The organism is Micromonospora sp. NPDC003197 (genome assembly GCF_053590565.1).
The window spans coordinates 163092-184772 of record NZ_JBSFTE010000012.1; the positions used below are offsets into that span (position 1 = coordinate 163092).

At 69.6% G+C, this 21681-nt stretch carries 19 protein-coding genes, 2 tRNA genes and 1 pseudogene; 8 read left to right on the forward strand and 14 right to left on the reverse strand.

From position 1 onward, the window contains the following. Positions 1-6 precede the first annotated feature (6 nt). Complete coding sequence (locus ACWDV4_RS16010; RefSeq protein WP_449979081.1) at positions 7-942, forward strand: NUDIX hydrolase; 936 nt, start codon at positions 7-9, stop codon at positions 940-942. A gap of 4 nt (positions 943-946) precedes the next feature. Here the strand turns inward: ACWDV4_RS16010 and ACWDV4_RS16015 are convergent, their stop codons facing one another. The 4 genes from ACWDV4_RS16015 to leuC form a co-directional block, all read right to left on the reverse strand. Beyond that, positions 947-2941 carry an endonuclease/exonuclease/phosphatase family protein gene (locus tag ACWDV4_RS16015; RefSeq protein ID WP_449979084.1) on the reverse strand — a complete coding sequence of 665 codons (1995 nt, stop codon included), beginning with the start codon at positions 2939-2941 and terminating at the stop codon, positions 947-949. Between the two features lie 250 nt (positions 2942-3191). Then, the gene (locus ACWDV4_RS16020; protein WP_449979087.1) at positions 3192-3818 is read right to left on the reverse strand and encodes an HU family DNA-binding protein; all 627 of its coding nucleotides are present in this window, start codon (positions 3816-3818) and stop codon (positions 3192-3194) included. A gap of 173 nt (positions 3819-3991) precedes the next feature. Then, positions 3992-4579 carry a 3-isopropylmalate dehydratase small subunit gene (leuD, locus tag ACWDV4_RS16025; RefSeq protein WP_449979090.1) on the reverse strand — a complete coding sequence of 196 codons (588 nt, stop codon included), beginning with the start codon at positions 4577-4579 and terminating at the stop codon, positions 3992-3994. Positions 4580-4592: 13 nt separating this feature from the next. Further along, positions 4593-6047, reverse strand: a complete 1455-nt coding sequence (leuC, locus tag ACWDV4_RS16030; RefSeq protein WP_449979092.1) for a 3-isopropylmalate dehydratase large subunit — start codon at positions 6045-6047, stop codon at positions 4593-4595. Between the two features lie 49 nt (positions 6048-6096). Here leuC and ACWDV4_RS16035 point away from each other — a divergent pair, with 49 nt between their 5' ends. Continuing rightward, a complete protein-coding gene (locus tag ACWDV4_RS16035) occupies positions 6097-6783 on the forward strand; it encodes an IclR family transcriptional regulator (RefSeq protein WP_184533662.1) in 687 nt (228 codons plus the stop codon). A gap of 334 nt (positions 6784-7117) precedes the next feature. Here the strand turns inward: ACWDV4_RS16035 and ACWDV4_RS16040 are convergent. From ACWDV4_RS16040 to ACWDV4_RS16050, 3 genes are all read right to left on the reverse strand, one after another. Next, a tRNA-Glu gene (locus tag ACWDV4_RS16040) sits at positions 7118-7190 on the reverse strand. 92 nt (positions 7191-7282) lie between these two features. Beyond that, a tRNA-Gln gene (locus ACWDV4_RS16045) sits at positions 7283-7357 on the reverse strand. A 105-nt stretch (positions 7358-7462) separates the two neighbouring features. Further along, positions 7463-8266, reverse strand: a complete 804-nt coding sequence (locus ACWDV4_RS16050) for a fumarylacetoacetate hydrolase family protein (RefSeq protein ID WP_449979095.1) — start codon at positions 8264-8266, stop codon at positions 7463-7465. Positions 8267-8438: 172 nt separating this feature from the next. Here ACWDV4_RS16050 and ACWDV4_RS16055 point away from each other — a divergent pair, with 172 nt between their 5' ends. Both ACWDV4_RS16055 and ACWDV4_RS16060 read left to right on the forward strand, forming a co-directional pair. Beyond that, the gene (locus ACWDV4_RS16055) at positions 8439-9647 is read left to right on the forward strand and encodes a hypothetical protein (protein WP_449979097.1); all 1209 of its coding nucleotides are present in this window, start codon (positions 8439-8441) and stop codon (positions 9645-9647) included. Between the two features lie 94 nt (positions 9648-9741). Beyond that, entirely contained in the window at positions 9742-10683 is a 942-nt protein-coding gene (locus tag ACWDV4_RS16060; protein ID WP_449979100.1) for a 3-methyladenine DNA glycosylase, read from the forward strand. On the opposite strand, the pseudogene ACWDV4_RS16065 reads toward ACWDV4_RS16060, so the two are convergent. Next, positions 10657-11056, reverse strand: a pseudogene (locus ACWDV4_RS16065) (NUDIX hydrolase). The gene ACWDV4_RS16060 and the pseudogene ACWDV4_RS16065 overlap by 27 nt on opposite strands. Positions 11057-11241: 185 nt before the next feature. Here ACWDV4_RS16065 and ACWDV4_RS16070 point away from each other — a divergent pair. Beyond that, on the forward strand, positions 11242-12456 hold the full coding sequence (locus ACWDV4_RS16070; protein ID WP_449979102.1) for an MFS transporter: 1215 nt from the start codon (positions 11242-11244) through the stop codon (positions 12454-12456). Between the two features lie 123 nt (positions 12457-12579). Here the strand turns inward: ACWDV4_RS16070 and arfB are convergent, their stop codons facing one another. The 5 genes from arfB to ACWDV4_RS16095 all read right to left on the reverse strand — a co-directional run bounded on the left by arfB (position 12580) and on the right by ACWDV4_RS16095 (position 17110). Beyond that, positions 12580-13005 carry an alternative ribosome rescue aminoacyl-tRNA hydrolase ArfB gene (arfB, locus tag ACWDV4_RS16075; protein WP_449979105.1) on the reverse strand — a complete coding sequence of 142 codons (426 nt, stop codon included), beginning with the start codon at positions 13003-13005 and terminating at the stop codon, positions 12580-12582. A gap of 34 nt (positions 13006-13039) precedes the next feature. Further along, the gene (locus tag ACWDV4_RS16080) at positions 13040-13897 is read right to left on the reverse strand and encodes a S1C family serine protease (RefSeq protein ID WP_449979108.1); all 858 of its coding nucleotides are present in this window, start codon (positions 13895-13897) and stop codon (positions 13040-13042) included. Between the two features lie 134 nt (positions 13898-14031). Beyond that, positions 14032-14991, reverse strand: coding sequence for a VWA domain-containing protein (locus ACWDV4_RS16085; protein WP_449979110.1), 960 nt, complete (start codon positions 14989-14991; stop codon positions 14032-14034). Beyond that, positions 14988-16037 carry a DUF58 domain-containing protein gene (locus ACWDV4_RS16090; RefSeq protein WP_449979179.1) on the reverse strand — a complete coding sequence of 350 codons (1050 nt, stop codon included), beginning with the start codon at positions 16035-16037 and terminating at the stop codon, positions 14988-14990. Before ACWDV4_RS16090 ends, ACWDV4_RS16085 begins: the two co-directional genes overlap by 4 nt. 23 nt (positions 16038-16060) lie before the next feature. Further along, positions 16061-17110, reverse strand: a complete 1050-nt coding sequence (locus ACWDV4_RS16095) for an AAA family ATPase (RefSeq protein ID WP_449979113.1) — start codon at positions 17108-17110, stop codon at positions 16061-16063. Between the two features lie 179 nt (positions 17111-17289). Here ACWDV4_RS16095 and ACWDV4_RS16100 point away from each other — a divergent pair, with 179 nt between their 5' ends. Beyond that, a complete protein-coding gene (locus ACWDV4_RS16100) occupies positions 17290-18303 on the forward strand; it encodes an endonuclease/exonuclease/phosphatase family protein (protein WP_449979115.1) in 1014 nt (337 codons plus the stop codon). Between the two features lie 66 nt (positions 18304-18369). On the opposite strand, the gene cimA is transcribed toward ACWDV4_RS16100, so the two are convergent. Next, positions 18370-19953 carry a citramalate synthase gene (cimA, locus tag ACWDV4_RS16105; protein WP_449979117.1) on the reverse strand — a complete coding sequence of 528 codons (1584 nt, stop codon included), beginning with the start codon at positions 19951-19953 and terminating at the stop codon, positions 18370-18372. A 396-nt stretch (positions 19954-20349) separates the two neighbouring features. On the opposite strand from cimA, the gene ACWDV4_RS16110 reads away from it, so the two are divergent. Both ACWDV4_RS16110 and ACWDV4_RS16115 read left to right on the forward strand, forming a co-directional pair. Beyond that, on the forward strand, positions 20350-20904 hold the full coding sequence (locus ACWDV4_RS16110; RefSeq protein ID WP_449979120.1) for a peroxiredoxin: 555 nt from the start codon (positions 20350-20352) through the stop codon (positions 20902-20904). 3 nt (positions 20905-20907) lie between these two features. After that, a complete protein-coding gene (locus ACWDV4_RS16115) occupies positions 20908-21438 on the forward strand; it encodes a carboxymuconolactone decarboxylase family protein (protein ID WP_449979122.1) in 531 nt (176 codons plus the stop codon). Positions 21439-21681 lie beyond the last annotated feature (243 nt).

Genomic DNA, 21681 nt, shown 5'->3' on the forward strand with positions numbered 1-21681 from the left:
GACAAAATGGCACGTGGAAGGTGGCGGGCCACGGTTGCCGAGCACCCGGTGATCCGGGCCGCCGGTGGAGTGGCGTGGCGATGCGGTGACGACGGTGTCGTCGAGGTCTGCCTGGTGCATCGTCCCCGCTACGACGACTGGTCGCTGCCCAAGGGCAAGCTGGATCCGGGCGAACCGGCGCTGCTGGCCGCCGTCCGGGAAATCGCCGAAGAGGCGGATGTCCAAGCAGTGCCGCAGGTCCGGTTGGACACCACCCGGTACGTCAGCAACGGCCACCCGAAAATCGTCGAATACTGGTCGATGCGGGCGGTGGGGGTCGGCGGGTTCCAGCCGTACACCGAGGTCGACCAGCTGCGCTGGCTGCCGGTGGCCGACGCGATCCGGCTGGTCAGCTATCCGCACGACGCCACGGTGCTGCGTTCCTTCGCCGAGCTGCCTCCGGTGAGCGTGACGCTGATCCTGGTCCGGCACGCCGCCGCCGGCACCCGGGACACCTGGTCGGGGCCGGACACCGCCCGGCCGTTGGACGAGACAGGCTGGGCGCAGGCGCGGGAACTGGCCCGCCTGGTACCTCTGATCCGCCCGGTACGACTGTTGTCCGCCTCCGCCCGCCGGTGCGTACAGACCCTCGATCCGACGGCCGAGCGGCTGGACCTGCCGATCGAGGTGGACGGCGCGTTCGACGAGCCGACGCCGGGGCACCTGCCGGAGGGCTGCGGCCTCACCACGCACCTGCCGGAGGAATGCGGCCTCGCCGCCGCCGGCCGGCTCGTCGAGCTGGCGGTGGCCGGCGAGCCAGTGGCGGTGTGCAGCCAGGGCAGGGTGATTCCCGACGCGCTGGAACGGTTGACCAGTGCCTCAGGCGACTACACCACCCCCACCGGCACCGGCTGGCTGCTTGCCTTCGCCGGGGATCGGCTACTCGCCGCCGACCGCCTGTAGCGGGTCAGTTGACGGCCAGGGTCACCGCGACCGGGAGATGGTCGGAGGCGGTGCTACGGGCTGCGCCCGCCTCGCTGGGGAGGATTCCGGCCGAGACGAAGACGTGGTCGATCTGCTGTCCTGGCCTGTCTGCCGGGCTGGTGGGTAGCGGCCGGGCGGCGGCCAGCGCGTCGACCAGCCCGGCGTTCGTGAACTCGGCGAATGCCGGCTCCCCCGGTTCGGTGTTCATGTCCCCGGCCACCACGAGCGGCCGGCCGGCGGCGTACTCGGTGGCGAAGCGGGCCACGGCACGGGCCTGCACCACCGGTCCGTCGTCCGGTGGCGGTTGCAGGTGGGTGGAGACGACCACCACCTCCCGGCCGGCGAGGTCGAGGGTGACCGCGAGCGCCTGCGCGCCGGTCGGTGCGCCGACGCGGGGCAGCGCCAGCGACTTGCTGTGCCGGATCGGCAGGCGGGTCAGCACGGCGTCGCCCCAGACCGGGTCGGCGGCGGGGGCGAACCGGTAGGGCAGGTCGAGCCGTCGGGCGAGCAGTTCGAGGGTGTCGTGCCCGCCGTTGAGCAGCCAGCCCCGGTCGACCTCGCTGAGCACCACCACGTCGGGCCGCTGCCGCGCGATGACGTCCACCAGTCCGGTCAGGTCGAAGCGGCCGTCCAGACCGAAGCCCATCCGGATGTTGTAGGCGACCAGTCGTACCGGTCCGGAGGTTTGGTCCGGGGCTGGTTCCCGGAGGTGGCCGGGGATGACGACGGCAGCAAGCAGGGTGAGTCCTGCCAACCCTGCGGCGGCGATCCGCTCGGGCGGACGGGTGGAAAAGTTGGACCACCAGCTACCCGTGACGGCCTTCGTGTCCCAGAGCGTGACCGCGATGACCAGCCCGGCCATCACGATCGGCACCCGCCAGTTGGGATAACCAAGGTCATAGGCTGCGTAGTAGACGATGGCCGCGACGACGAAGCCGAGCATTCCGGCCAGGGCGGCGAAGCTACGCCGCAGTCCAGCGGGGTCGACGGTGCCCCGCACCGGCGACGGAGGGGACGTGCCCGCAGTGCCCGACGCTGCCGCCGCCGGGGGTGGCGCGGTGGTGCCGGTCAGGGCGAGACAGAGTCCGAGACCGTAGGCGGTCCACCAAATCGCGTATCCCCACAGCCGGGGCAGACTGGTGGCCAGGCCACCCACACCGATGACGAGCGTCAGCGGTGCCGTCCACAGGGCGCCGCGCACCGGCCGGGCCAGCGCGGTCAGGACGAGGAGGCCGACGGAGCCCCCGACGAGTGCCCCCTGCGGCAGATCCGCCAGGTACGACGGTTGGGCGATCCATGCGTTGTCCGGGGTCCGCGCGTTGTCGGCGAACAGGTAGGACGCGGTGCTGCCGGCCACCGCCGGGGACAGGGCCACCATGCCGGTGAACAGCACCGTGGGGCCGACAAGTAGCCAGGTGCGGACATCACCACCCCCCGAGGCGGTACGGGCGGCAGCGGCCGTCTCCGGGGCCGGTACGGCCATCTGTGCCGCCACCAGGAGCACGGCCAGTACGGCACTGACCGTCCAGGCCAGCCAGCCGCCCCGCCACACCAGGTCGTACGTGTCCAGCGCGGTGTGCAGGGCGGCACCGAGGGCCAGCCCGAACACCAGTCCCGGGCCGGGTCGTACGGTCGTGGCGGCGGTCGCCGCGAGCCACACCAGCCCGGCCAGCAGGCCGACACTGGCCAGGTAGAGCTGGAGCTGCCCGCCGGGGGTGCTGGTCAGGGCGAGCCGTGCGGCGGCCAGTACGACCACCGCGATGCTCGCGACGGGCCGGGGACCGGTGCGCCGGATGAGCACTGGTGTGGCCAGTGGCAGCAGGAACCACAGCAGTGCGAAGGCTCCCATCAGCTCGGCCGGGGTGGACGCGGCCTGACCGAAGATGGTGATGATGCCGGGCAACCAGATCCGCAGGACGTCCACGAGAACGAGAATTCCCAGGCAGACTGCGACAGTGGCGGGGGCGGGGCGGCGCATCGGCACTCCCGGGGGCGAGGAGGACTGCGATGGGATCGTGATGTGCCGGCGATTGTCTGCCCCTGGGCCGGTCGGGTCAATGGCGGCGGTGTGGCGTACCCGCTCGGTTCGAGCTCGCCCCACCGGCGGTGCCGGACCGGAAGAGGTGGCGGTGCCGGACCGGAGGAGGTGGAGGTGCCGGACCGGAAGACGGTGAAAGGGCGCCCACCGGTTGGCGGACGCCCTTCCTGGATCGGCGCTGGAGCGGGCTTCAGCGCTTGGTCGCGGCCTTCTTGGTCGCGGTCTTCTTCGCTGGCGCCTTCTTGGCCGCCGCAGTGGTCTTCTTGGTCGTGGTGGTCTTCTTGGCGGCCGTGGTCTTCTTCCCCGCGGTGGTCTTCTTGGCCGTCGTGGTCTTCGCGGTGGCCGCCTTCTTGGCCGGAGTGGCCTTGGCGGTGGTCACCTTCTTGGTAGCGGTCTTGGTGGCCGCCTTCGTCCCTGCTGCCTTCTTGGTGGCGGCCTTCTTGGTGGCCGTCTTTGCAGCGGTGGTCTTGGCAGCGGTGGTCTTTTTCGCTGCGGTCGTACCGACGGTCTTCTTCGCTGTCGGCGCGGCGCTCTTGGGTGCCTTGCCGCTGGCGACCATCTCCTTGAAGCCGGCCCCCGCGCGGAAGGTCGGCACCGATGTCTTTTTGACCTTCACCGCCTCACCGGTACGTGGGTTGCGCGCTGTTCGTGGGCCCCGCACCCGCTTTTCGAACACCCCGAAACCGGTGATCGCCACGCGGTCGCCCTTGGTGACCGCAGTCTGAACCTCGTTGAGGACCGCGTCGAGCGCCGCCGTCGCCGCCTTACGATCCCCCAGGCGTACGGCGAGAGCCTCGATGAGCTCGGCCTTGTTCACGACTTCCTCCCATATGTGCAACTGGACTCAACGCGAGCCATTCTGCGCGCACGGTATGCCCTGTGCCACCGGGACACAAACATCTGCTGGAAAAAAGCCGTTGTGTCGTAACGGATTCGCCCCCGCCGGATGATCCGACGGGGGCGAAAATCGCTCTGCGACAGGCGTAAGGGCTATCTCACAACCGGCAGGAAGGGGCGCCGGAGCTGCTCGTAGGAGGTGATGGAAGCTTCATGCCGAAGGGTAAGTCCTATGTCATCCAAGCCTTCCATCAAGCGCCAACGACTGAAGTCGTCGATGGGGAACGCCCAGGCCGAGGCGCCGGCCCGGACCTGCCGCTCGATCAGGTCGACCGTGATCGGCGTGGCCGGCTCGGCCTCGATCCGCGCCCACAATTCTTCGATGACACTCAATTCAAGCTCGACCGGGAGAAGCCCTTCCTTGAGTGCGTTCCCCCGGAAGATGTCACCGAAGCGGGGGGAGAGTACGGCTCGGAAGCCCCAGTCCCGCAGCGCCCATACGGCGTGCTCTCGCGACGACCCGGTGCCGAACTCCGGACCGGCCACAAGTATCGACGATCCGGAATAGGATTGATCATTCAGCACGAATTGCGGATCCTCCCGCCACGCACTGAAGAGCCCGTCTGCGAAGCCCGTTCTGGTTACCCGCTTGAGATACACGGCCGGGATGATCTGATCCGTATCCACATTGGATCGGCGGAGTGGAACTGCGGTGCCGGTGTGAACGGTGAACTTTTCCATTGATGTCTGCCCCTCACAGATCGGCCGGGGCGGCCAGCCGACCGGCCACGGCGGTGGCGGCGGCGACCGGTGGCGAGACCAGGTGGGTACGCGCCCCCCGGCCCTGCCGGCCCTCGAAGTTTCGGTTGGAGGTGGAGGCGGAACGCTGCCCCGGGGTGAGCGTGTCCGGGTTCATGCCCAGGCACATGGAGCAGCCGGCGAACCGCCACTCGGCACCGGCCTCGGTGAAGACCTTGTCCAGCCCCTCGTCCTCGGCGGCGGCCCGTACGGCGGCGGAGCCGGGCACGACCAGCATCCGTACTCCGTCGGCGACCCTGTGCCCGCGTAGTACGTCGGCGGCGGCGCGGAGATCCTCCAGGCGGCCGTTGGTGCAGGAGCCGACGAAGACGACGTCCACCGGTACGTCCCGCAGCGGGGTGCCGGGGCGCAGGTCCATGTACTCCAGGGCCCGCTGGGCGGCGGTCCGTTCCGCCTCGGTGCCGAAGCTCGCCGGGTCCGGCACGGCCTCGGCCAGCCCGATGCCCTGCCCCGGGTTGGTGCCCCAGGTGACGAATGGGCTGATCTGGCTGGCGTCGAGGAAGACCTCGGTGTCGAAGGTCGCCCCCTCGTCGGTGGGCAGGCTGCGCCAGTAGTCCACCGCCGCGTCCCAGTTCGCGCCCTGCGGGGCGTTGGGGCGGCCCTTGAGGTAGGCGAAGGTGGTCTCGTCCGGCGCGATCATGCCAGCCTTGGCGCCCCATTCGATGGACATGTTGGCGATGGTCATCCGGCCCTCCATGGAGAGCTTGCGGATCGCCTCGCCCCGGTATTCCACGATGTGGCCGCGCCCGCCGCCGGTGCCCACCTGGGCGATCAGCGCCAACACCAGGTCCTTGGCGGTGACGCCCGGCCTGAGTTCTCCGGTGACCGTCACGGCCATGGTCCTGGGGCGGCTCTGCGGCAGCGTCTGGGTGGCGAGGACGTGCTCGACCTCACTGGTACCGATGCCGAAGGCCAGCGCCCCGAAGGCACCGTGGGTGGCGGTGTGCGAGTCGCCGCAGACGATGGTCGTGCCGGGTTGACTCAGGCCCAGCTGGGGGCCGATGACGTGCACGATCCCCTGGTTGTCGTCGCCGAGCGGGTGGATCTTGACCCCGAACTCGGCGCAGTTGCGGCGCAGGGTCTCGATCTGCGTACGCGAGGTCGGGTCGGCGATGGTCAGCAGGTCGCCGCGCCGGGCCTGGAACGCCGGGTCGGCGTAGCCGGTTGGGGTGTTGTGATCCTCGGTCGCGAGGGTCAGATCTGTCCGGCGTACCCGACGGCCGGCCATTCGTAGGCCGTCGAAGGCCTGCGGGCTGGTGACCTCGTGCAGCAGGTGCAGATCTATGAAGAGCAGGTCTGGTTCGCCCTCGGCGGATCGCACCACATGGGCGTCCCAGACCTTTTCGGCCAGGGTCCTTGGCGATGCCGCCTTCGATGTGACTCCCACCATCTGGACATCCTAAATTCTGGGAGGTATGTTTCGGCTTGTGGGACACAGTATGAGCGGTGTCGGCGTTCTCGACAAGGCGGTGGTCATCCTGGCCGCCTGCGTCGACGGCGCCAGCCTGGCCGAACTCGTCGAGCGCACGAAGTTGCCGCGTGCCACCGCACATCGGTTGGCGCAGGCACTGGAGATCCATCGAATGCTGGTCCGGGACACCCAGGGACGCTGGCGACCCGGCCCCAGGCTGGGCGAACTGGCCAACGCCGCACCCGATGTGCTGTTGACCGCCGCCGAGCCGCTGCTGTCCGCATTGCGGGACGCCACCGGCGAGAGCGCCCAGCTCTACCTGCGTCGGGCAGACGAGCGGATCTGCGTAGCCGCCGCCGAGCGGGCCAGCGGGCTACGGGACACCGTCCCGGTGGGCTCGGTGCTGCCGATGACCGCCGGATCGGCCGCCCAGGTCCTGCTCGCCTGGGAGCCGCCGGAGGCGGTGATGCCGCTCCTGCCCCGGTGCAAGTTCACCGGTCGCACCCTGGCCGAGGTACGACGCCGCGGCTGGGCGCAGAGCGTCGCCGAGCGGGAGGCGGGTGTGGCGAGCGTCTCCGCTCCGATCCGGGACCGGACCGGACGGGTCATCGCCTCGATCAGCATCTCCGGGCCGATCGAACGACTCGGCCGGCGCCCGGGTGACCGGCACGCGATGGCGGTCGTACGGGCCGGACAGCGGCTCAGCGGCCTCTGATCCCCCGACCCCGGCCAACCGATCCCCGAGCCGGCCAACCCCACCATCATCGAGACATCTGACGGCCCACCGTCATTGAGACGGCGGACGACCACCGCGACACGCCCCCGGCAGCGCAGCCCGACCGAGTAACGCAAAGGGCCGCGCCGGGGGCGTGTTTCGCCGTAGGGTGGATGGCAGGGGCAAGCCCTGATGATCGGCGACAGCTGAGCAGACCCGACAGCTGAGAAGCTCGGCAGCCCGAGAAGAGCAGCAGCTGAAGAGGACTGGCGTGAGCGTGGCGGGGCAAAAGAGAAGCGGCCCGCGCCACCGAAGTGACACGGGCCGCCAAATGTAGCCCCGACCGGATTCGAACCGGCGCTACCGCCTTGAGAGGGCGGCGTCCTAGGCCACTAGACGACGGGGCCAGGACTTGCTTTTTCTTGCCTCGCTACTCTTTCGAGCGGCGCTGCTGAACTCTATCAGAGACCAGCTACCGATGTTCTTGCGGGTCCATCGGTGGCTGGGGTACCAGGACTCGAACCTAGACTAACTGAACCAGAATCAGTTGGGCTGCCAATTACCCCATACCCCAGTGGCGCTCTCTCGAACACCGGAAAGAACTTTACCGGACCCGGTGGACGGAGACCAAATCGGGCCAGAAATACCGACCTGACCTGGGAAAACGCGCCAACGCTGGTCAGCTCAGCGCAACCACCGGATTCGACAAACTGCCAATGTTCTCGATGCGCACCGTGACGGTATCCCCATCCACCAACGGGCTAATCCCTGCCGGGGTGCCGGTCAGGATCACGTCACCGGGCAGCAAGGTCATCACGTGTGAGATGTAGGACACCAATGTGGGCACGTCGAAGACCATGTCCTTGGTCCGCCCGAGCTGCCGTACCTCCATCTCGTCCGGGTTGCGACCCACCTCACACCGGACTTCGAGGTCGCTGACGTCCAGCCCGGTGGCGATCCACGGACCGATGGGGCAGAACGAGTCGAAGCCCTTGGCCCGGCCCCACTGCCCATCGGTACGTTGCAGGTCCCGGGCGGTCACGTCGTTGGCGCAGGTGTAGCCGAAAATGGCCTGGCTCGCCGTCTCCCGATCGGCCCGACGGGCACCGGGCGGGCCGATGACCACGGCCAGCTCGGCCTCGTGGTCGACCCGCTTACTCTGCGGAGGCAGCCGGATCGCGTCCCGGGGTCCGATCACGGAGGTGGACGGCTTCAGGAAGAGCATCGGCTCGGCCGGCACCTCGGCGGCCTGCTCGGCCGCGTGTTCCACGTAGTTACGGCCGACACAGACGACCTTGCTGGGCAGAATCGGCGAGAGCAACCGGACGTCGGCCAGTGCCCACCTAGCCTCGGTGAGCTTGATCTGTCCGAACGGGTGGCCCTCGATCTCGGCGATGGTCAGGGCCTCGGGGCCGGCGTCCGGCTCCCCCTCGACGACACCGAACGACATTCCCTTGGCATGAGCAAAACGAGCGATACGCACTCCGCCAATCTAGCCCCACCTGCCCCGATGACCCCGGCGGTACGGTCGACGTCCCACGCGGCGCGCACCATACCCGGCCCCGGCGCGCCGAGGACCGGGTTCACCTCTTCCGCCCCGCGTACCCGCGCCACCGCCCTAGCGTGCGGCTTGGGAGGTCTCGTTTGTCATGCCAATGTCAAAGCGTGGACACACGGTAGCGACAGCCCTGCTGCTGGTCGGAACGGCGAGCCTGGCCGCCGGTACGCCACTTCCGGCGACCGCAGCCGCCCCGGCCCGCCCAGTGGTCTCCGTTGCCGTGATCCCGGCCGGAACCACCAACCCCGTCTACCGGATCGACGTACGCAACAGCGGCAACAGCACCGTGGACACCACCGTCCGGCAGGAGCTGCCGCCCGGCGCGAACCCGTCCGGGATCAGCAACGGCGGGCAGGTGGCCACCCCCAATGGCCAGGATCGGGGCAGCGAGGTGACCTGGCAGCTCAACCTGCCGGCCGGAAACACCACCACCCTGACCACCACCCTGTCGGCACCAACTGCCGGCACACCGGTAACCGCACCGGCCTGCGCATATGCCAGCGGCGGCGACACCCCGTACGACTGTGGCACCGCGACCTGGGACGCGGCGGTCATGGACCCGGGCGGGCCGAGTGGCCCGGCCTGGTGGCAACGGCCGGCGTTATGGATCGGCGCGCTCGGGGTGGTGCTGGTGCTCGCCCTGGCCGGCTGGCTGGGCTACCGGGTGTACCAGCGGCAACTCATCCTGCGCCGAGCGCAGAGCCGGCAGCGCTCGGGCGTCGCGGTGTACGACCCGTACACCTCGCGCGGCACCCTCTATCCTCGGCCCGCCACACCAAGCGGGCGGGCCCGCCGACGACCGCCCACCTGGGTCGCGGTCAGCCTCGCCGGCGCGATCCTCGCCGGGGTGATCGCCGGGGCGGTGTGGACCGCCACCGGCCAGGTGAGCGCGATCCAGACCGACCGGCAGCCGTCCAACGGTGCCTGGGTGGGCCAGACGCAGACCGGACAGGTCGGGACGGCCCTACGCGAGTCGGCCTTCGAATTCACCGTCTACCGGGTGGCCTGTCCGGCCGGCAGTGACCGCTGCCAGGCCACCGTGGGCCTGCGTAACGTCAGCCCGAAGGAACAGAGCTGGCACGGTGCGCTGCAACGGGCGTACCTGCCCGATGGCGAGTGGGTCACCACCGACGAGGCGGCCACCCGGTCGGCCAACGAAGGGCGGGACCTGTTCGCCGCCCCGGTGCCGGCCGGTGGGCGACTACTGGCCCCACTGGTGTTCAACACCTCCGGACGTGCTGCGCCCACCCAGATCGAACTACGCAGCGCGGTCTTCTCCGCCGGGGTACGGGTCGACGTGACGTAGACGTCGTCGGCGTGACGTAGGACACCGACGATGGGCCACTCAGGTGGCGGTCCCACGGCAACGGCCGACCACCGCACGGTCGTACGCTGGTGCGGTGACCGCCGTCCTGCCCGCTTCCACCTGGGCATCCCTCTCCCGGGCGCACGAGGAGCGCGCTGACTCCCTCACCGCCGGGCACCGTGCCCGCAAGGCGACCAGGGAACGCCACGCGATCGATGACTTCCTCTACGACTACTACGGCACCAGGCCATCTGTCCTGCGACGCTGGCACCCTGGCGTAGGCATCTCCTTGGCGCCCGGACCGGACGGTTCCGCACCCCACCGGCAGTGGCGTTGGTACGCCACGGACGCAGATGGCGTAGTCGGCTTCGACGTGGCGGCGTTCCTCGCCGACCGGGCCGACTCCGTGCACTTCATCCACCAACTGCTGTCCTCGATCGCTTCTCGACCCGCCTTCACCGGCTGCTTCGGCCTGCACGAGTGGGCGATGGTGTACCGCCAGCGTGAACACCGGCACCCGCTCCCCCTGCGACTTGGGCAGGCGGGCACCGACGCGGTAGTCGAGGCACACCAAATCCGCTGTACGCACTTCGACGCGTTCCGCTTCTTCACTCCCGATGCCGTCAGCCTCAACCGCCTGCAACCCACTCGGGCAACCCAGGTTGAGCTTGATCAGCCGGGCTGCCTGCACGCCGCCATGGACTGCCACAAGTGGGCAACCAAACTTGGCCCTGCGGTCCCCGGTGAGCTGGCACTCGACTGCTTCGAGTTGGCGAGGGACATTCGGCTACTCGACATGCAGGCCTCCCCGTATGACCTGTCCTCGTACGGGGAACCGGCGGTAGCCATCGAGACGCCGGAGGGCAAGGCGGAGTACGTGGCTCGTCAACGTGAGTTCTCCCAGCGTGCTGGTCAGCTACGCGCCCGACTGATCGGTGTCTGTGTGGCGCTGCTTGAGGAGGAAGCGGAGCCATCGACGCAAGACATGCGTACGGGTGTCGCCGCGTGCTCAACGCAGCTGGGCCGTCTCATGTAGGTGATCGAAGATGATCTGGTCTACCGGGGACACTCGGTGGCGGTCGGAGTGCGTGAGCCAGATGATCTCCTCGACTTCGCTGCTGGGTTTCAGAACACCGTGGTATTCGGCGGCGTAGCAGGTCATGCGCACCAGCGTCCCGTCGGGGTGTCCGTGAGCTTGGGCGTGGAACGTTCCCAGGTGTTGAGCGGTGTCAGTGGCGATGATGACGTCGAGTTCTTCCCGGATCTCACGAACGAGGGTGTCGACGTCTCCTTCCCCGGGCTCTCGCTTACCGCCTGGGAGGTAGTAACACCTCCTTGCCCCGTGAGCGAGTGCTGAGGATCGCCCCGTTCTCGAGATGGACCCAGGCGATCTTGTCGATGATGGTCACGGCGTCGCGCTCCCTGGGCTCGCGGGGCTGGCTGGCCATCCCTGGTGGAACACTCGAGCGGTCGGCCGTCGAGGAATATAGCGCGAGGTCGAACCTGTCGATGCAAGGCTTTCTGCGGCGGCCCCGCCGGTAGGCTCAGGCGTTGTGACCAGGCTTGGGCGTCGTCACTACTGGGCTTGGGCGTTGTGACCAGCGGTCTTGCGGCATCGGCCGGCAAGGCGTGGCGTAACGCGATCTTCGTCGTCTTCGCGCTGACCGGAATCGGCCTCTCCAGCTGGGTCTCCCGGACCCCGGCCGTCCGGGACGTGCTCGACGCCTCCACCGCGCAGATGGGCTGGATCATCTTCGGTCTGGCCGCCGGTTCCATCGCTGGCCTGACCACGTCCAGCCACATCATCGCCCGGGTCGGCGGACGATGGACCATCCTCGGCGCGCTGCTGCTGGCCGCCGTCGGGCTCGCCGTCGTCGGCGTCGGTGCGCTGGCGGCAGCCACCGGACTCGTCATCACCGGACTGGCCCTGTTCGGCGCCGGCTACGGCCTCTGCGACGTGGCCATGAATGTCGAGGGTGCGGCCAACGAACACGCCCTGAACCGTACGATCATGCCGCTGTTCCACGCCGCGTTCAGCGTGGGCACGATCATCGGGGCGGGGCTGGGCACGCTGGCCGAGTTCAGCAAGGTGCCGGTCGTCGTACACCTGGTCATCGTCGCCGCCGTCCTCGCCGGGACGATCGTCGCCACCGTACGCTTCATCCCGGTCGACGCGAGCCGGCCGGAGGCCGAAGAGGCGGACGCCGCCGGCCCAGTGACCCGCCGTACCCGGCTGGCCGTCTGGCGGGAACCCCGCACCCTGCTGATCGGGGTGATCGTGCTCGGCCTGGCCTTCGCCGAGGGCTCCGCCAACGACTGGCTCGCCCTGGCCATGGTCGACGGCCACGACGTGAGCAACGCCGTCGGGTCACTCCTCTTCGGCGTCTTCGTCGCCGCGATGACGGTCGGCCGGATCGCGGGGGTCAAACTACTGGACGCCTACGGCCGGGTACCGGTGCTGCTCGGGTCGGCCGCCTGCGCGGTGGCTGGCCTCGCCATCGTCATCTTCGTACCCAACACGGTCGTCGCCTCGGTCGGTGTCGTCCTGTGGGGACTCGGCTCCGCGCTCGGCTTCCCGGTGGGGCTGTCCGCTGCCGCCGACGAACCGCGTCTGGCCGCAGCCCGGGTCAGCGTGGTCGCCACGATCGGCTATCTCGCCTTCTTGGCCGGGCCGCCCGGTCTCGGTCTCCTCGGGGAGCAGGTCGGCCTGCTGCGCGCGTTCGTCGCCGTACTCGTCTTCGCCGTGATCGCCGGACTCGCCTCCCCCGCCGCCAGACCGGTCGGCCCGGTCGGCCCCGCCGCCCACTGAGCCAAACTGGCCACTGAGCCAAACTGGCCACTGAGCCAAACTGGCCACTCAGCCGCCCGAACTGGCCACTCAACCGAACCGGCCGCGCTAGGCCGAGGTCGCCCAGTGAGCCGGACCAGCTGCTCAGTCGGGCTCGCCGCGACGGAGTCGCTTGGTCTCGCCCCGACGCTTCTTCTCGGCGATCCGCCGCTCCTTCGAGGCGCGGGACGGCCGGGTGGCCCTACGCGGCGGCGGTGGCGGTGCCATCGCCTCCCGCAACAACGCGGCCAATCGTGCCCGGGCCGCCTCCCGGTTGGCCAACTGGGCCCGATGCTCGCTCGCGGTGACCGTGATCGTGCCGTCGACCAACCGGCCGGCCAACCGTTCCACCGCCCGCTGCTTCAACTTCTCCGGCAGCAGGGTGGAGCCGGCCAGGTCCCAGGACAGTTCGGCCCGCGAGTCCGTGGTGTTGACGCCCTGCCCGCCCGGCCCAGACGACCGGGAGAAGCGCCAGTTCAGCTCCCCACCCGGAATCACCAGGCGGTCGTTGACGCGCAGTTCGTCGGCCATGGGTCGAGGTTAGTTCCGGCCCGGCGCTGGCGGCTCAGCCGCCCTTGCCGATGATGGTGTCGGCAACCTGCTGGGCCTGTTCGATCGGAATGGCAAAGCCGATCCCGATGGAGCCGTTGCCGTCGATGGTGGCGATGGCCGTGTTCACCCCGACCACCTCGCCCCGGGCGTTAACCAGTGGCCCGCCCGAGTTACCGGGATTGATCGACGCGTCGGTCTGCACCGCCGTGTGCTGGTTGTTGCCGAGCCGGACCTGACGGTCCACCGCGCTGACGATGCCGGCGGTGACCGTACTGGGCAGGCCCAGTGGCGAGCCGACCGCCAACACCGGCTCCCCCACTCGGGTCGCGCCGGGCTTGGCCAGCGGCAACGGGGTCAGCCCCACCGACGGCGGCACCCGCAGTACGGCGATGTCGCTGCGCGTGTCGCGGCCCACCACCCGTGCGGTGACCTGCCGCCCGTCGGAGGCCTCCACCTGCACCGTCGTGCCCTTGCCCCGGGCCACGATGTGGTCATTGGTGACGACGTGCTGTTGGTCGTCGATCGCGAAGCCGGAGCCGGTGGCGGTGCCGCCCCGACCGTCGACCCGGATCGAGACGACCCCCGGCACCACCTGGGCGGCGGTGCCCACGAGGTCGGCCGGGACCGACGCCTGAGCGGCCGCTGGCTCCCCCCGGCCCGTACCGGCGACATAACCGCCGGCCGCCGCCCCCGAGGCGGTGGATAGCGCGACCACGGCCAGCGCCGCCAGCAGGCGTCGCCGCCGCCGTACGGTGGAGTCCGGTGCCGCCTGCCCCTCCGGTACGACGGGGAGCCCGCCCCCGCCCGAATTGAGGTTGGGTGAGACGAACCACGGACCGCGGGGCTCACCCAATCCGGTCTGTACTGCCATCCGGCACTCCTCCTCGCCTCACGGTCGCATTACTTCACCGCTTCACTGTCGCGCTTTACCGTCACGCTTCACTGTTGCGTTGCTGAACTGAGTTCCCGCTCTGCGGCCGGACTCACCTACGGTTGATATGACCGTCAGGGCAGGCGGGAGAACCAGGCCATCGAGCCGGTCGCCGCCGCCATCGCCAGCAGCAGCCCCAATCCGATAAACCGGGCGGAAATGTCCTGCCGTTCGGTGCGATAGCCCACTGAGGTGCCGATGTCCTCATAGACGGCCTTCAGCTCGGCGCTCGTACCGGCCTCGTGGTAGCCGCCGCCGGTCTCCTTGGCCACCGCCTTCAGGGTCTGCCCGTCGACCGGCACCCGGATCGGCCGGCCGCCCCGGTCCACCGACCCGGTCGGGGTACCGAACGAGATGGTGTGCACCGGCACCTTCACCGCCACCGCGTCGGCCGCCGCCGCCATCGGATCGCGACCCGAGGTGTTCGCCCCATCGGAGAGCAGCACGATCCGGGCCGGAGGCGGATCCTTCGCCGCTCGCGCGTCCAGCGTCTTCACCGCCTGCAACGAGGTGTTGATCGCCTCCCCGATGGCGGTGCCCTGTACGCCGGTGGTGCCTTCGGCGAGCCGCCGAATGCCGTTGTGCAGCGCCTTACGGTCGGTGCCCGGGGGTACGAACACCGCGGCGCTGCCGGCGAACGCCACCAGCCCCACGTTGAACTCCTTGGGCAGCCCGTCGACGAACCGTCGCGCCGCCACCTTCGCCGCCGCCAGCCGGTCCGGCTCCACATCAGTGGCCAACATGGAGGTGGAGACGTCCACCGCCACCATGACAGTGGCCCGTTCCCGGGGCACCCGTACGTCGTCGTGTGGGCGGGCGAACCCGACCACCAGCAACGCCAGCATCGCCATGAACAGGCTCGCCGGTATGTGCCGACGCCACGCCGGCCGGTTCGGCGCGACCCGGTCGAGCAGGCGCAGGTTGGTGAAGCGTACGGCGTAGCGGCTGCGCCGTCGTTGCATCAGCGCGTACAGCACGCCCACCGCGACGACGCCCAGCAGCAGCCACAGCCGGCCGGGAGACTCCCAGGTCACACCCCACCTCCAGATCCCATCCGGGGCCGGCCCCGAACCGCGCCGACAAGTCGGCGCTGGTCGTGAACGTGCCGCACGATGTCCGTCGTCCAGTCCCGGTCGGTACGCAGCGTCAGATGTGCCGCACCGGCCCGGCGTACCGCCTCCCCGACCAACCGGCGCTGGGCCAGGGCTGCCGCCGCGAACCGGTCCCGTAGCCGCGCGTCGCCTGTGGACACCTCCCGCCGCCACCCGGTCTCCGGGTCGACGAGGGTGATCAGGCCGACATCGGGAAGTTCCAGCTCACGCGGGTCGGTCACCTCGATCGCCAGCACCTGGTGTCGCCGGCCCAGTCGCCGTAGCGGCCGTTCCCAGGTCGGCTCGCCGACGCCGTCCTCGGGTAGCCCGTCCAGGAAGTCGGAGATCACCACCACCAGCCCACGTCGGGGTACCGCCCGATGTAGCGACTCGATGGCGTCGGCCAGGCCCACCGGGGACGATGACCGACCATCAGGGTCGGCACCGACCTCCGCGTCAGCTCGGGGTGCGGCCAGCAGGGTACGCAGCAGCGCCAGCAGGTGCTTGCGGCCGCCCCGAGCCGGGAACCGTCGTACCCGGTCGGCCTGCACCAGGTACGCCCCGAGCCGGTTGCCCATTCCGGAGGTGAGGAAGCCGACCGCCGCCACGGCCGCCACCGCCAGTTCCCGTTTGTCCAGTTCGGCGGTGCCGAAGTCCATGCTGGGGCTGGCGTCCACCAGCAGCCAGGTGCCCAGTTCCCGGTCGGCGTCCACCTCCCGGACGTGGGGCGTGGTGGTACGGGCGGTCACCGCCCAGTCCATTCGGCGTACCTCGTCCTCACCGGGGCGATACTCGCGGCTGCCGGCGAACTCGCTGCCGGATCCGGTGAGCAGGCCCCGGTACTGGCCCTGTAGCAAGCCGTCGAGCCGCCGGGTGACGGTCAGTTCCAGCCGCCGCAGCCGATGTTCCGGTGTCAGGTCCCGCAGGCTCGGTGCGGCAGCCCCGTCGCCGGTCCGCAGTCCGGCCCCGTCGCCGATCTGGGGCCCCATCACGCCGCCGGTCTGGGGCCCCGTCACGCCGCCGCCAGTTCCGGATACTGCTCGCCTCTGGCCGGGGCGATCCGGGGCGGTGGCACCGCCTGCACCAACCGACGCACCAGCCACTCCGGCCGTACGTCGTCGGCGATCGCGTCGAAGGAAAGCACCAGCCGGTGCGCCAGTACGTCCACCGCCAGTTCGCGGACGTCCTCGGGCAGCACGTAGTCGCGTCCCCGGAGCAGGGCCTGCGCCCGCGCGGCGGCCACCAGTCCGAGGGTGGCCCGGGGGCTGGCCCCGTACGCCAACAGGGGCGCGAGGTCCGGCAGTCCGAACCGGGCCGGGTCACGGGTGGCCAGGATCAGCCGGACGACATACTCGGCGAGGGCGTGGTGCACGAACACCCGGCCGGCCCGCTCCTGGAGTGCCCGGAGCCGCTGCGGATCCAGTACCTGCCGAGCCTTGGGCCGGTCGACGCTCATCCGATAGAGGATGGCCAGTTCGTCGGCATCGCTGGGATAGTCGACGGTGACCTTCATCAGGAACCGGTCGCGTTGCGCCTCGGGCAGCTGGTAGACGCCCTCGCTCTCGACCGGGTTCTGGGTGGCCAGCACCAGAAATGGTGCCGGCACCGGATAGCTGCGGCCGCCGATGGAGACCTGCCGCTCGGCCATCGCCTCCAGCAGGGCGGACTGCACCTTGGCCGGGGCCCGGTTGATCTCGTCGGCGAGCACGAGGTTCGCCATGATCGGTCCGAGTTCCACGTCGAAGCCCTCCTTCGACGCCCGGTAGATCCGGGTGCCGACGATGTCCGAGGGCACCAGGTCCGGGGTGAACTGGATCCGGGAGAATTTGCCACCGACCGCGGTGGCGAGGGTCTGCGCGGCCAGGGTCTTGGCAACCCCGGGTACGCCCTCCAGCAGGCAGTGGCCGTCGGCGATCAGGGCGGTGAGTAACCGCTCGACGAGTTGGTCCTGCCCGACGATGACCCGTTTGACCTCAAAGAGGGTCTGTTCCAGCTCGGAACCAGAATTCGCGGTCTCGACCGGCCAGTGCGCGCTGGCCACGGTGTCCGACATGTCCGTCACGCTCCGGGCTACCCCGCCCCCGCCGACCCAAACCTGTAGCCGATTCACTTTTGGTCAGCGTTGGGCACAGGACCTTCGTTTGTGTAACAGGATCTTCGTTGTGCAGAGAATCTTCGTTGTGCACAGGATCTTCACGGGTCCGCCACAACGCCGCCTCGACCCGCCGTTAGCGTGCCGGCATGAGCAGCCTGCCTACCCTCGAACGTCCCGCCGAAGCATCGGGCGCTAACCGCCGAGCCGGCCAGACCCTGCTGACCTGGCTGTGCTGGCTGGCGGTCACCCCCGCGCTGATCTGGGCGGTCCTACGGATCACGGGATTCGACCGGGGACCGCTGGTGCCACTGCTCGCCTTCACCCCGTACGTCGCCGGGTGGACCGTGCTGCCGGTGGTGCTGGCGCTCGCGCTGCGGCGCTGGTGGGCGGCGGGCGTCGCGGTCCTGACCGCGACGGCACTGATCGGTGTGGTCGCACCGCGCGCACTGGCCGACGGCGATCCGCTGCCGAGCGGCCCCCGGCTGCGGGTGCTCACCGCCAACCTGCTCGTTGGCGTCGCCGACCCGGCGACCGTGGTCGCCCTGGTCCGCACCCATCAGGTCGACATCCTGGCGGTGCAGGAGTTCACGCCGGAGGCGCAGGCCGCGCTGGACCAACACGGGCTGGCCGAACTACTGCCCCATCGGCAGCTCAACGCCGAGGTCGGCACCACCGGATCAGGGGTGTACGCCCGGTTCCCGCTCGCCGACACCGGCACCCGACGCAACTACGGTGGCTTCACCCAGGCGTACGCGACGGTCCAGGTGCCGGATGCCCCGCCGGTGCTGGTCGAGTCGGCGCACCCGTGTGCGCCGTACGCGCACGGCCAGCTCCGCTGCTGGCACACCGACCTGGATCGGCAGCCGAAGGCCACAGGAGACGGTCCGCTGCGGATCCTGGCCGGCGACTTCAACGCCACCCTGGATCACCAGCCGCTGCGGGCACTGTTGGACACCGGTTACGTCGACGCGGCGGCAGCCGCCGGAGTGGGGCTGACCGGCACCTGGGGCCCGTACGACGGCGACCCGATCCCGCCGGTCGCCATCGACCACGTACTGGTCGACCCTCGGGTCGGGGTACGCGCCGCGTCGGTGCACCCGCTGCCCGGCAGTGACCATCGGGCGGTGCTGGCCGACCTGGCCCTGCCGCCCGCCACCTAACCCCCCGCTTTGGTGTTAGGAAGGGCCCCTTCCTATGCAAAATGCGATAACAAGGGGCCCTTCCTTTCACTTCGTGCGGGAGAGGCCGTAGGTGAGGGCGTCGACCAGGGCGTGCCAGCTGGCCTCGACGACGTTTTCGTGCACCCCGACGGTGGTCCAGTCCCGGCCACCGCCCGAGTCGGCGGTCTCCACCAGCACCCGGGTGATTGCCCCGGTGCCGTGGCTGCCCTCCAGGATTCGTACCTTGTAGTCGGCCAGCTCGAAGCCGTGCAGCTCCGGGTAGTGCCGGGACAGCGCCACCCGCAGCGCCTCGTCCAGGGCGTTGACCGGACCGTTCCCCTCGGCGGTGGCGATGATCCGCTCACCCCGTACCCGGATCTTGACGGTGGCCTCGGAGACCACGGCACCGTCCTCCCGGTGCTCGACCAACACCCGGTACGACTCCAGGGCGAACGGCCGGGGCACGGCGGCACCTGGCAGTTCGGAGCGGACCAGCAGCTCGAAGGAGGCGTCGGCCGCCTCGAACGACCAGCCGCCGGCCTCCAGGTCCTTGACCCGCTTGGTGACCCGGGACGCCGCGTCGGGATGGTCGGCCAGGTCCAGACCGAGCTCGCGACTCTTGAGCTCGATGCTGGCCCGGCCGGCCATCTCCGTCACCAGGATCCGCATGTCGTTGCCCACCACACTCGGGTCGATGTGGTTGTAGAGCACCGGATCCACCTTGATCGCGCTCGCGTGCAGTCCCGCCTTGTGGGCGAAGGCCGCGGCCCCGACGTACGCCTGGTGGGTGTCGGGGGCGATGTTGGCGATCTCTGCGATGGCGTGCGATACGCGCACCATCTGTTCCAGGCAGCCCTCCGGTAGGACGGGCAGCCCGAGCTTGAGTTGCAGGTTGCCGACGACGGCGAAGAGGTCGGCGTTGCCGGGGCGTTCGCCGTAGCCGTTGGCGGTGCCCTGGAAGTGCCGTACGCCGGCCTCGACAGCGGCGACGGTGTTGGCGACCGCGCACGCGGTGTCGTTCTGGCAGTGGATGCCGAGTCGGGCCGGTGCGACGCCGAGCCGCTCGGTCAGCTCGCCGATGGCCGTGGTGACCTGGGAGGGCAGCATGCCGCCGTTGGTGTCGCACATGACCACGACCTCCGCGCCGGCGTCGAGGGCGGCCGAGGCGACCGCCGCCGTGTACGCCGGGTCGTACCGGTAGCCGTCGAAGAAGTGCTCGCAGTCCAGGAAGACCCGGCGGCCTTCGGCAACGAAGTGCGCGACGGTGTCGGTGACCATGGCGAGGTTCTCTGCCCCGGTAGTGCGCAGGGCCCGTTCGACGTGCCGGATGTCGGACTTGGCGACCAGGCAGACGGCGGGGGTTTCGGCGTCGAGCAGGGCGCGCACCTGGGGGTCGTCGGCGACCGCGAGGCCGGTCTTGCGGGTGGCACCGAACGCGACGAGCAGGGCGTGCTTGAGGTCCAGCTCGGTACGGGCCCGGCGGAAGAACTCGGTGTCCTTGGGCATCGCCCCCGGCCAGCCGCCTTCGATGAAGCCAACGCCGAACTCGTCGAGTAGCCGGGCCACGGCCAGCTTGTCGACGACGGAGTAGCTGATCCCCTCCCGCTGTGCCCCGTCGCGCAGCGTCGTGTCGTAGACCTGGAATGTCATCGGCGGCGTCCTTTCCATATGCAACGGGAGTAATGGGAGTAGCGAAGGTAACGGGACCAACAGGGATAGCGGGACCAACAAAAAGACCCCCCGCAGATGCGGGAGGTCGGCGCGCTCGGCGAAAGGAATGCCGGGCGCGCTAGCGGAGAATAATGATCACTCGGGGTGCCACGGTCCGTACTCTGCCACCATGCGCGGGTCCCTGGCAGGAATAATCCACATCCCGAGACGATGACGGAGAGTTTCCATACCGTATCGGCGCGCATGCCGCGAGCCGAACCGCCGCCGGTGATTGGCTTCACAGTTCATCAGGCCGCCATCAGGGCGAAACCGGACTGTTGGATCATCTGGAACAGATCAAGTTATCGGCCCTCGCGCCGTGCACAAGGAGGCCCCGTGCTCACTGTTGGTGACCACTTCCCCGAGTACGAACTCAACGCCTGCGTCTCGCTCGACGCCGACAACGCGTTCGCCACCATCAACAACAAGAGCCACCAGGGCAAGTGGCGGGTCGTCTTCTTCTGGCCGAAGGACTTCACCTTCATCTGCCCGACCGAGATCGCCGAGTTCGGCCGCCTCAACGGCGAGTTCGCCGACCGGGATGCCCAGGTGCTCGGTGTCTCCATCGACTCGGAGTTCGTCCACTACGCGTGGCGCAAGGACCACCCGGACCTGCGTGACCTGCCGTTCCCGATGCTGAGCGACATCAAGCGCGAGCTGACCGCCGCCTGCGGCGTGCTCGGCGAGGACGGCGTGGCCCAGCGGGCGACCTTCATCATCGACCCGGACAACGAGATCCAGTTCGCCATGGTGACCGCCGGCTCGGTCGGCCGGAACGTCTCCGAGGTGCTGCGGGTGCTCGACGCCCTGCAGACCGACGAGCTGTGCCCGTGCAACTGGAACAAGGGCGGCGAGACGCTCGACGCCAAGAAGCTCCTCGCCGGAGCCTGAGCCATGGGTCTCGATGCGATCAAGGCGGCTCTGCCGGAGTACGCCAAGGACATCAAGCTGAACCTCGGTTCGACCGTCGGCACTTCGACGCTCTCCGTCGAACAGGCCTGGGGCACCGCCCTGGCCTGCGCGGTGGCCGGGCGTAACCCGGTGGTGCTGCGGGAGATCGCGGCCGACGCGGCCACGCACCTCAAGCCCGAGGCGGTTGAGGCGGCCAAGGGCGCGGCAGCAATCATGGCGATGAACAACATCTACTACCGGGCCAAGCACCTCATCGGCGACGAGGACTACGCCTCGATGCCGGCCCGGCTGCGGATGCAGATCATCGGCAAGCCCGGTGTCGACAAGGGCGACTTCGAGCTGTGGTGCCTGGCGGTCTCGGCGATCACCGGCTGCGGAGTGTGCCTGGAGTCGCACGAGAAGACGCTGCGCGGTACCGGGTTCACCCGGGAGCAGGTGCACGAGGCGTTGCGCATCGCTGCTGTCGTACACGCGGCTGCGGTGACGCTCGACGCGGCGGCCGCGCTGGCCTGACCAGGGCCGCGGCAACCATTCGACCGGGGGTGTTGTCTCGGGCCAGGCTGGCCCGAGACAACACCCCCGCCGCGTTTCCCCACCCGGTCGCGGACCTACCGGGTGTGGGATTCGAACCCTCTGGGTACGACTGTTCGGGACAGAGCAGACGTCGAGCAGAGGAGTGAAACCCATGGACAGGCTCGACCCACAGACCGCCCCGCAGCCCACGTCGACGCAGGCCGGTGACTACGGCTCCACCTC

What these genes read in the sequence shown, in the direction of transcription:
- ACWDV4_RS16010 (WP_449979081.1), top strand. Translation starts at nt 7, where the DNA reads ATGGCACGTGGAAGGTGGCGGGCCACGGTTGCCGAGCACCCGGTGATC.
- ACWDV4_RS16015 (WP_449979084.1), bottom strand. Translation starts at nt 2,941, where the DNA reads ATGCGCCGCCCCGCCCCCGCCACTGTCGCAGTCTGCCTGGGAATTCTC.
- leuD (WP_449979090.1), bottom strand. Translation starts at nt 4,579, where the DNA reads ATGGAAAAGTTCACCGTTCACACCGGCACCGCAGTTCCACTCCGCCGA.
- leuC (WP_449979092.1), bottom strand. Translation starts at nt 6,047, where the DNA reads ATGGTGGGAGTCACATCGAAGGCGGCATCGCCAAGGACCCTGGCCGAA.
- ACWDV4_RS16035 (WP_184533662.1), top strand. Translation starts at nt 6,097, where the DNA reads ATGAGCGGTGTCGGCGTTCTCGACAAGGCGGTGGTCATCCTGGCCGCC.
- ACWDV4_RS16055 (WP_449979097.1), top strand. Translation starts at nt 8,439, where the DNA reads ATGTCAAAGCGTGGACACACGGTAGCGACAGCCCTGCTGCTGGTCGGA.
- arfB (WP_449979105.1), bottom strand. Translation starts at nt 13,005, where the DNA reads ATGGCCGACGAACTGCGCGTCAACGACCGCCTGGTGATTCCGGGTGGG.
- ACWDV4_RS16080 (WP_449979108.1), bottom strand. Translation starts at nt 13,897, where the DNA reads ATGGCAGTACAGACCGGATTGGGTGAGCCCCGCGGTCCGTGGTTCGTC.
- ACWDV4_RS16090 (WP_449979179.1), bottom strand. Translation starts at nt 16,037, where the DNA reads ATGGGGCCCCAGATCGGCGACGGGGCCGGACTGCGGACCGGCGACGGG.
- ACWDV4_RS16100 (WP_449979115.1), top strand. Translation starts at nt 17,290, where the DNA reads ATGAGCAGCCTGCCTACCCTCGAACGTCCCGCCGAAGCATCGGGCGCT.
- cimA (WP_449979117.1), bottom strand. Translation starts at nt 19,953, where the DNA reads ATGACATTCCAGGTCTACGACACGACGCTGCGCGACGGGGCACAGCGG.
- ACWDV4_RS16115 (WP_449979122.1), top strand. Translation starts at nt 20,908, where the DNA reads ATGGGTCTCGATGCGATCAAGGCGGCTCTGCCGGAGTACGCCAAGGAC.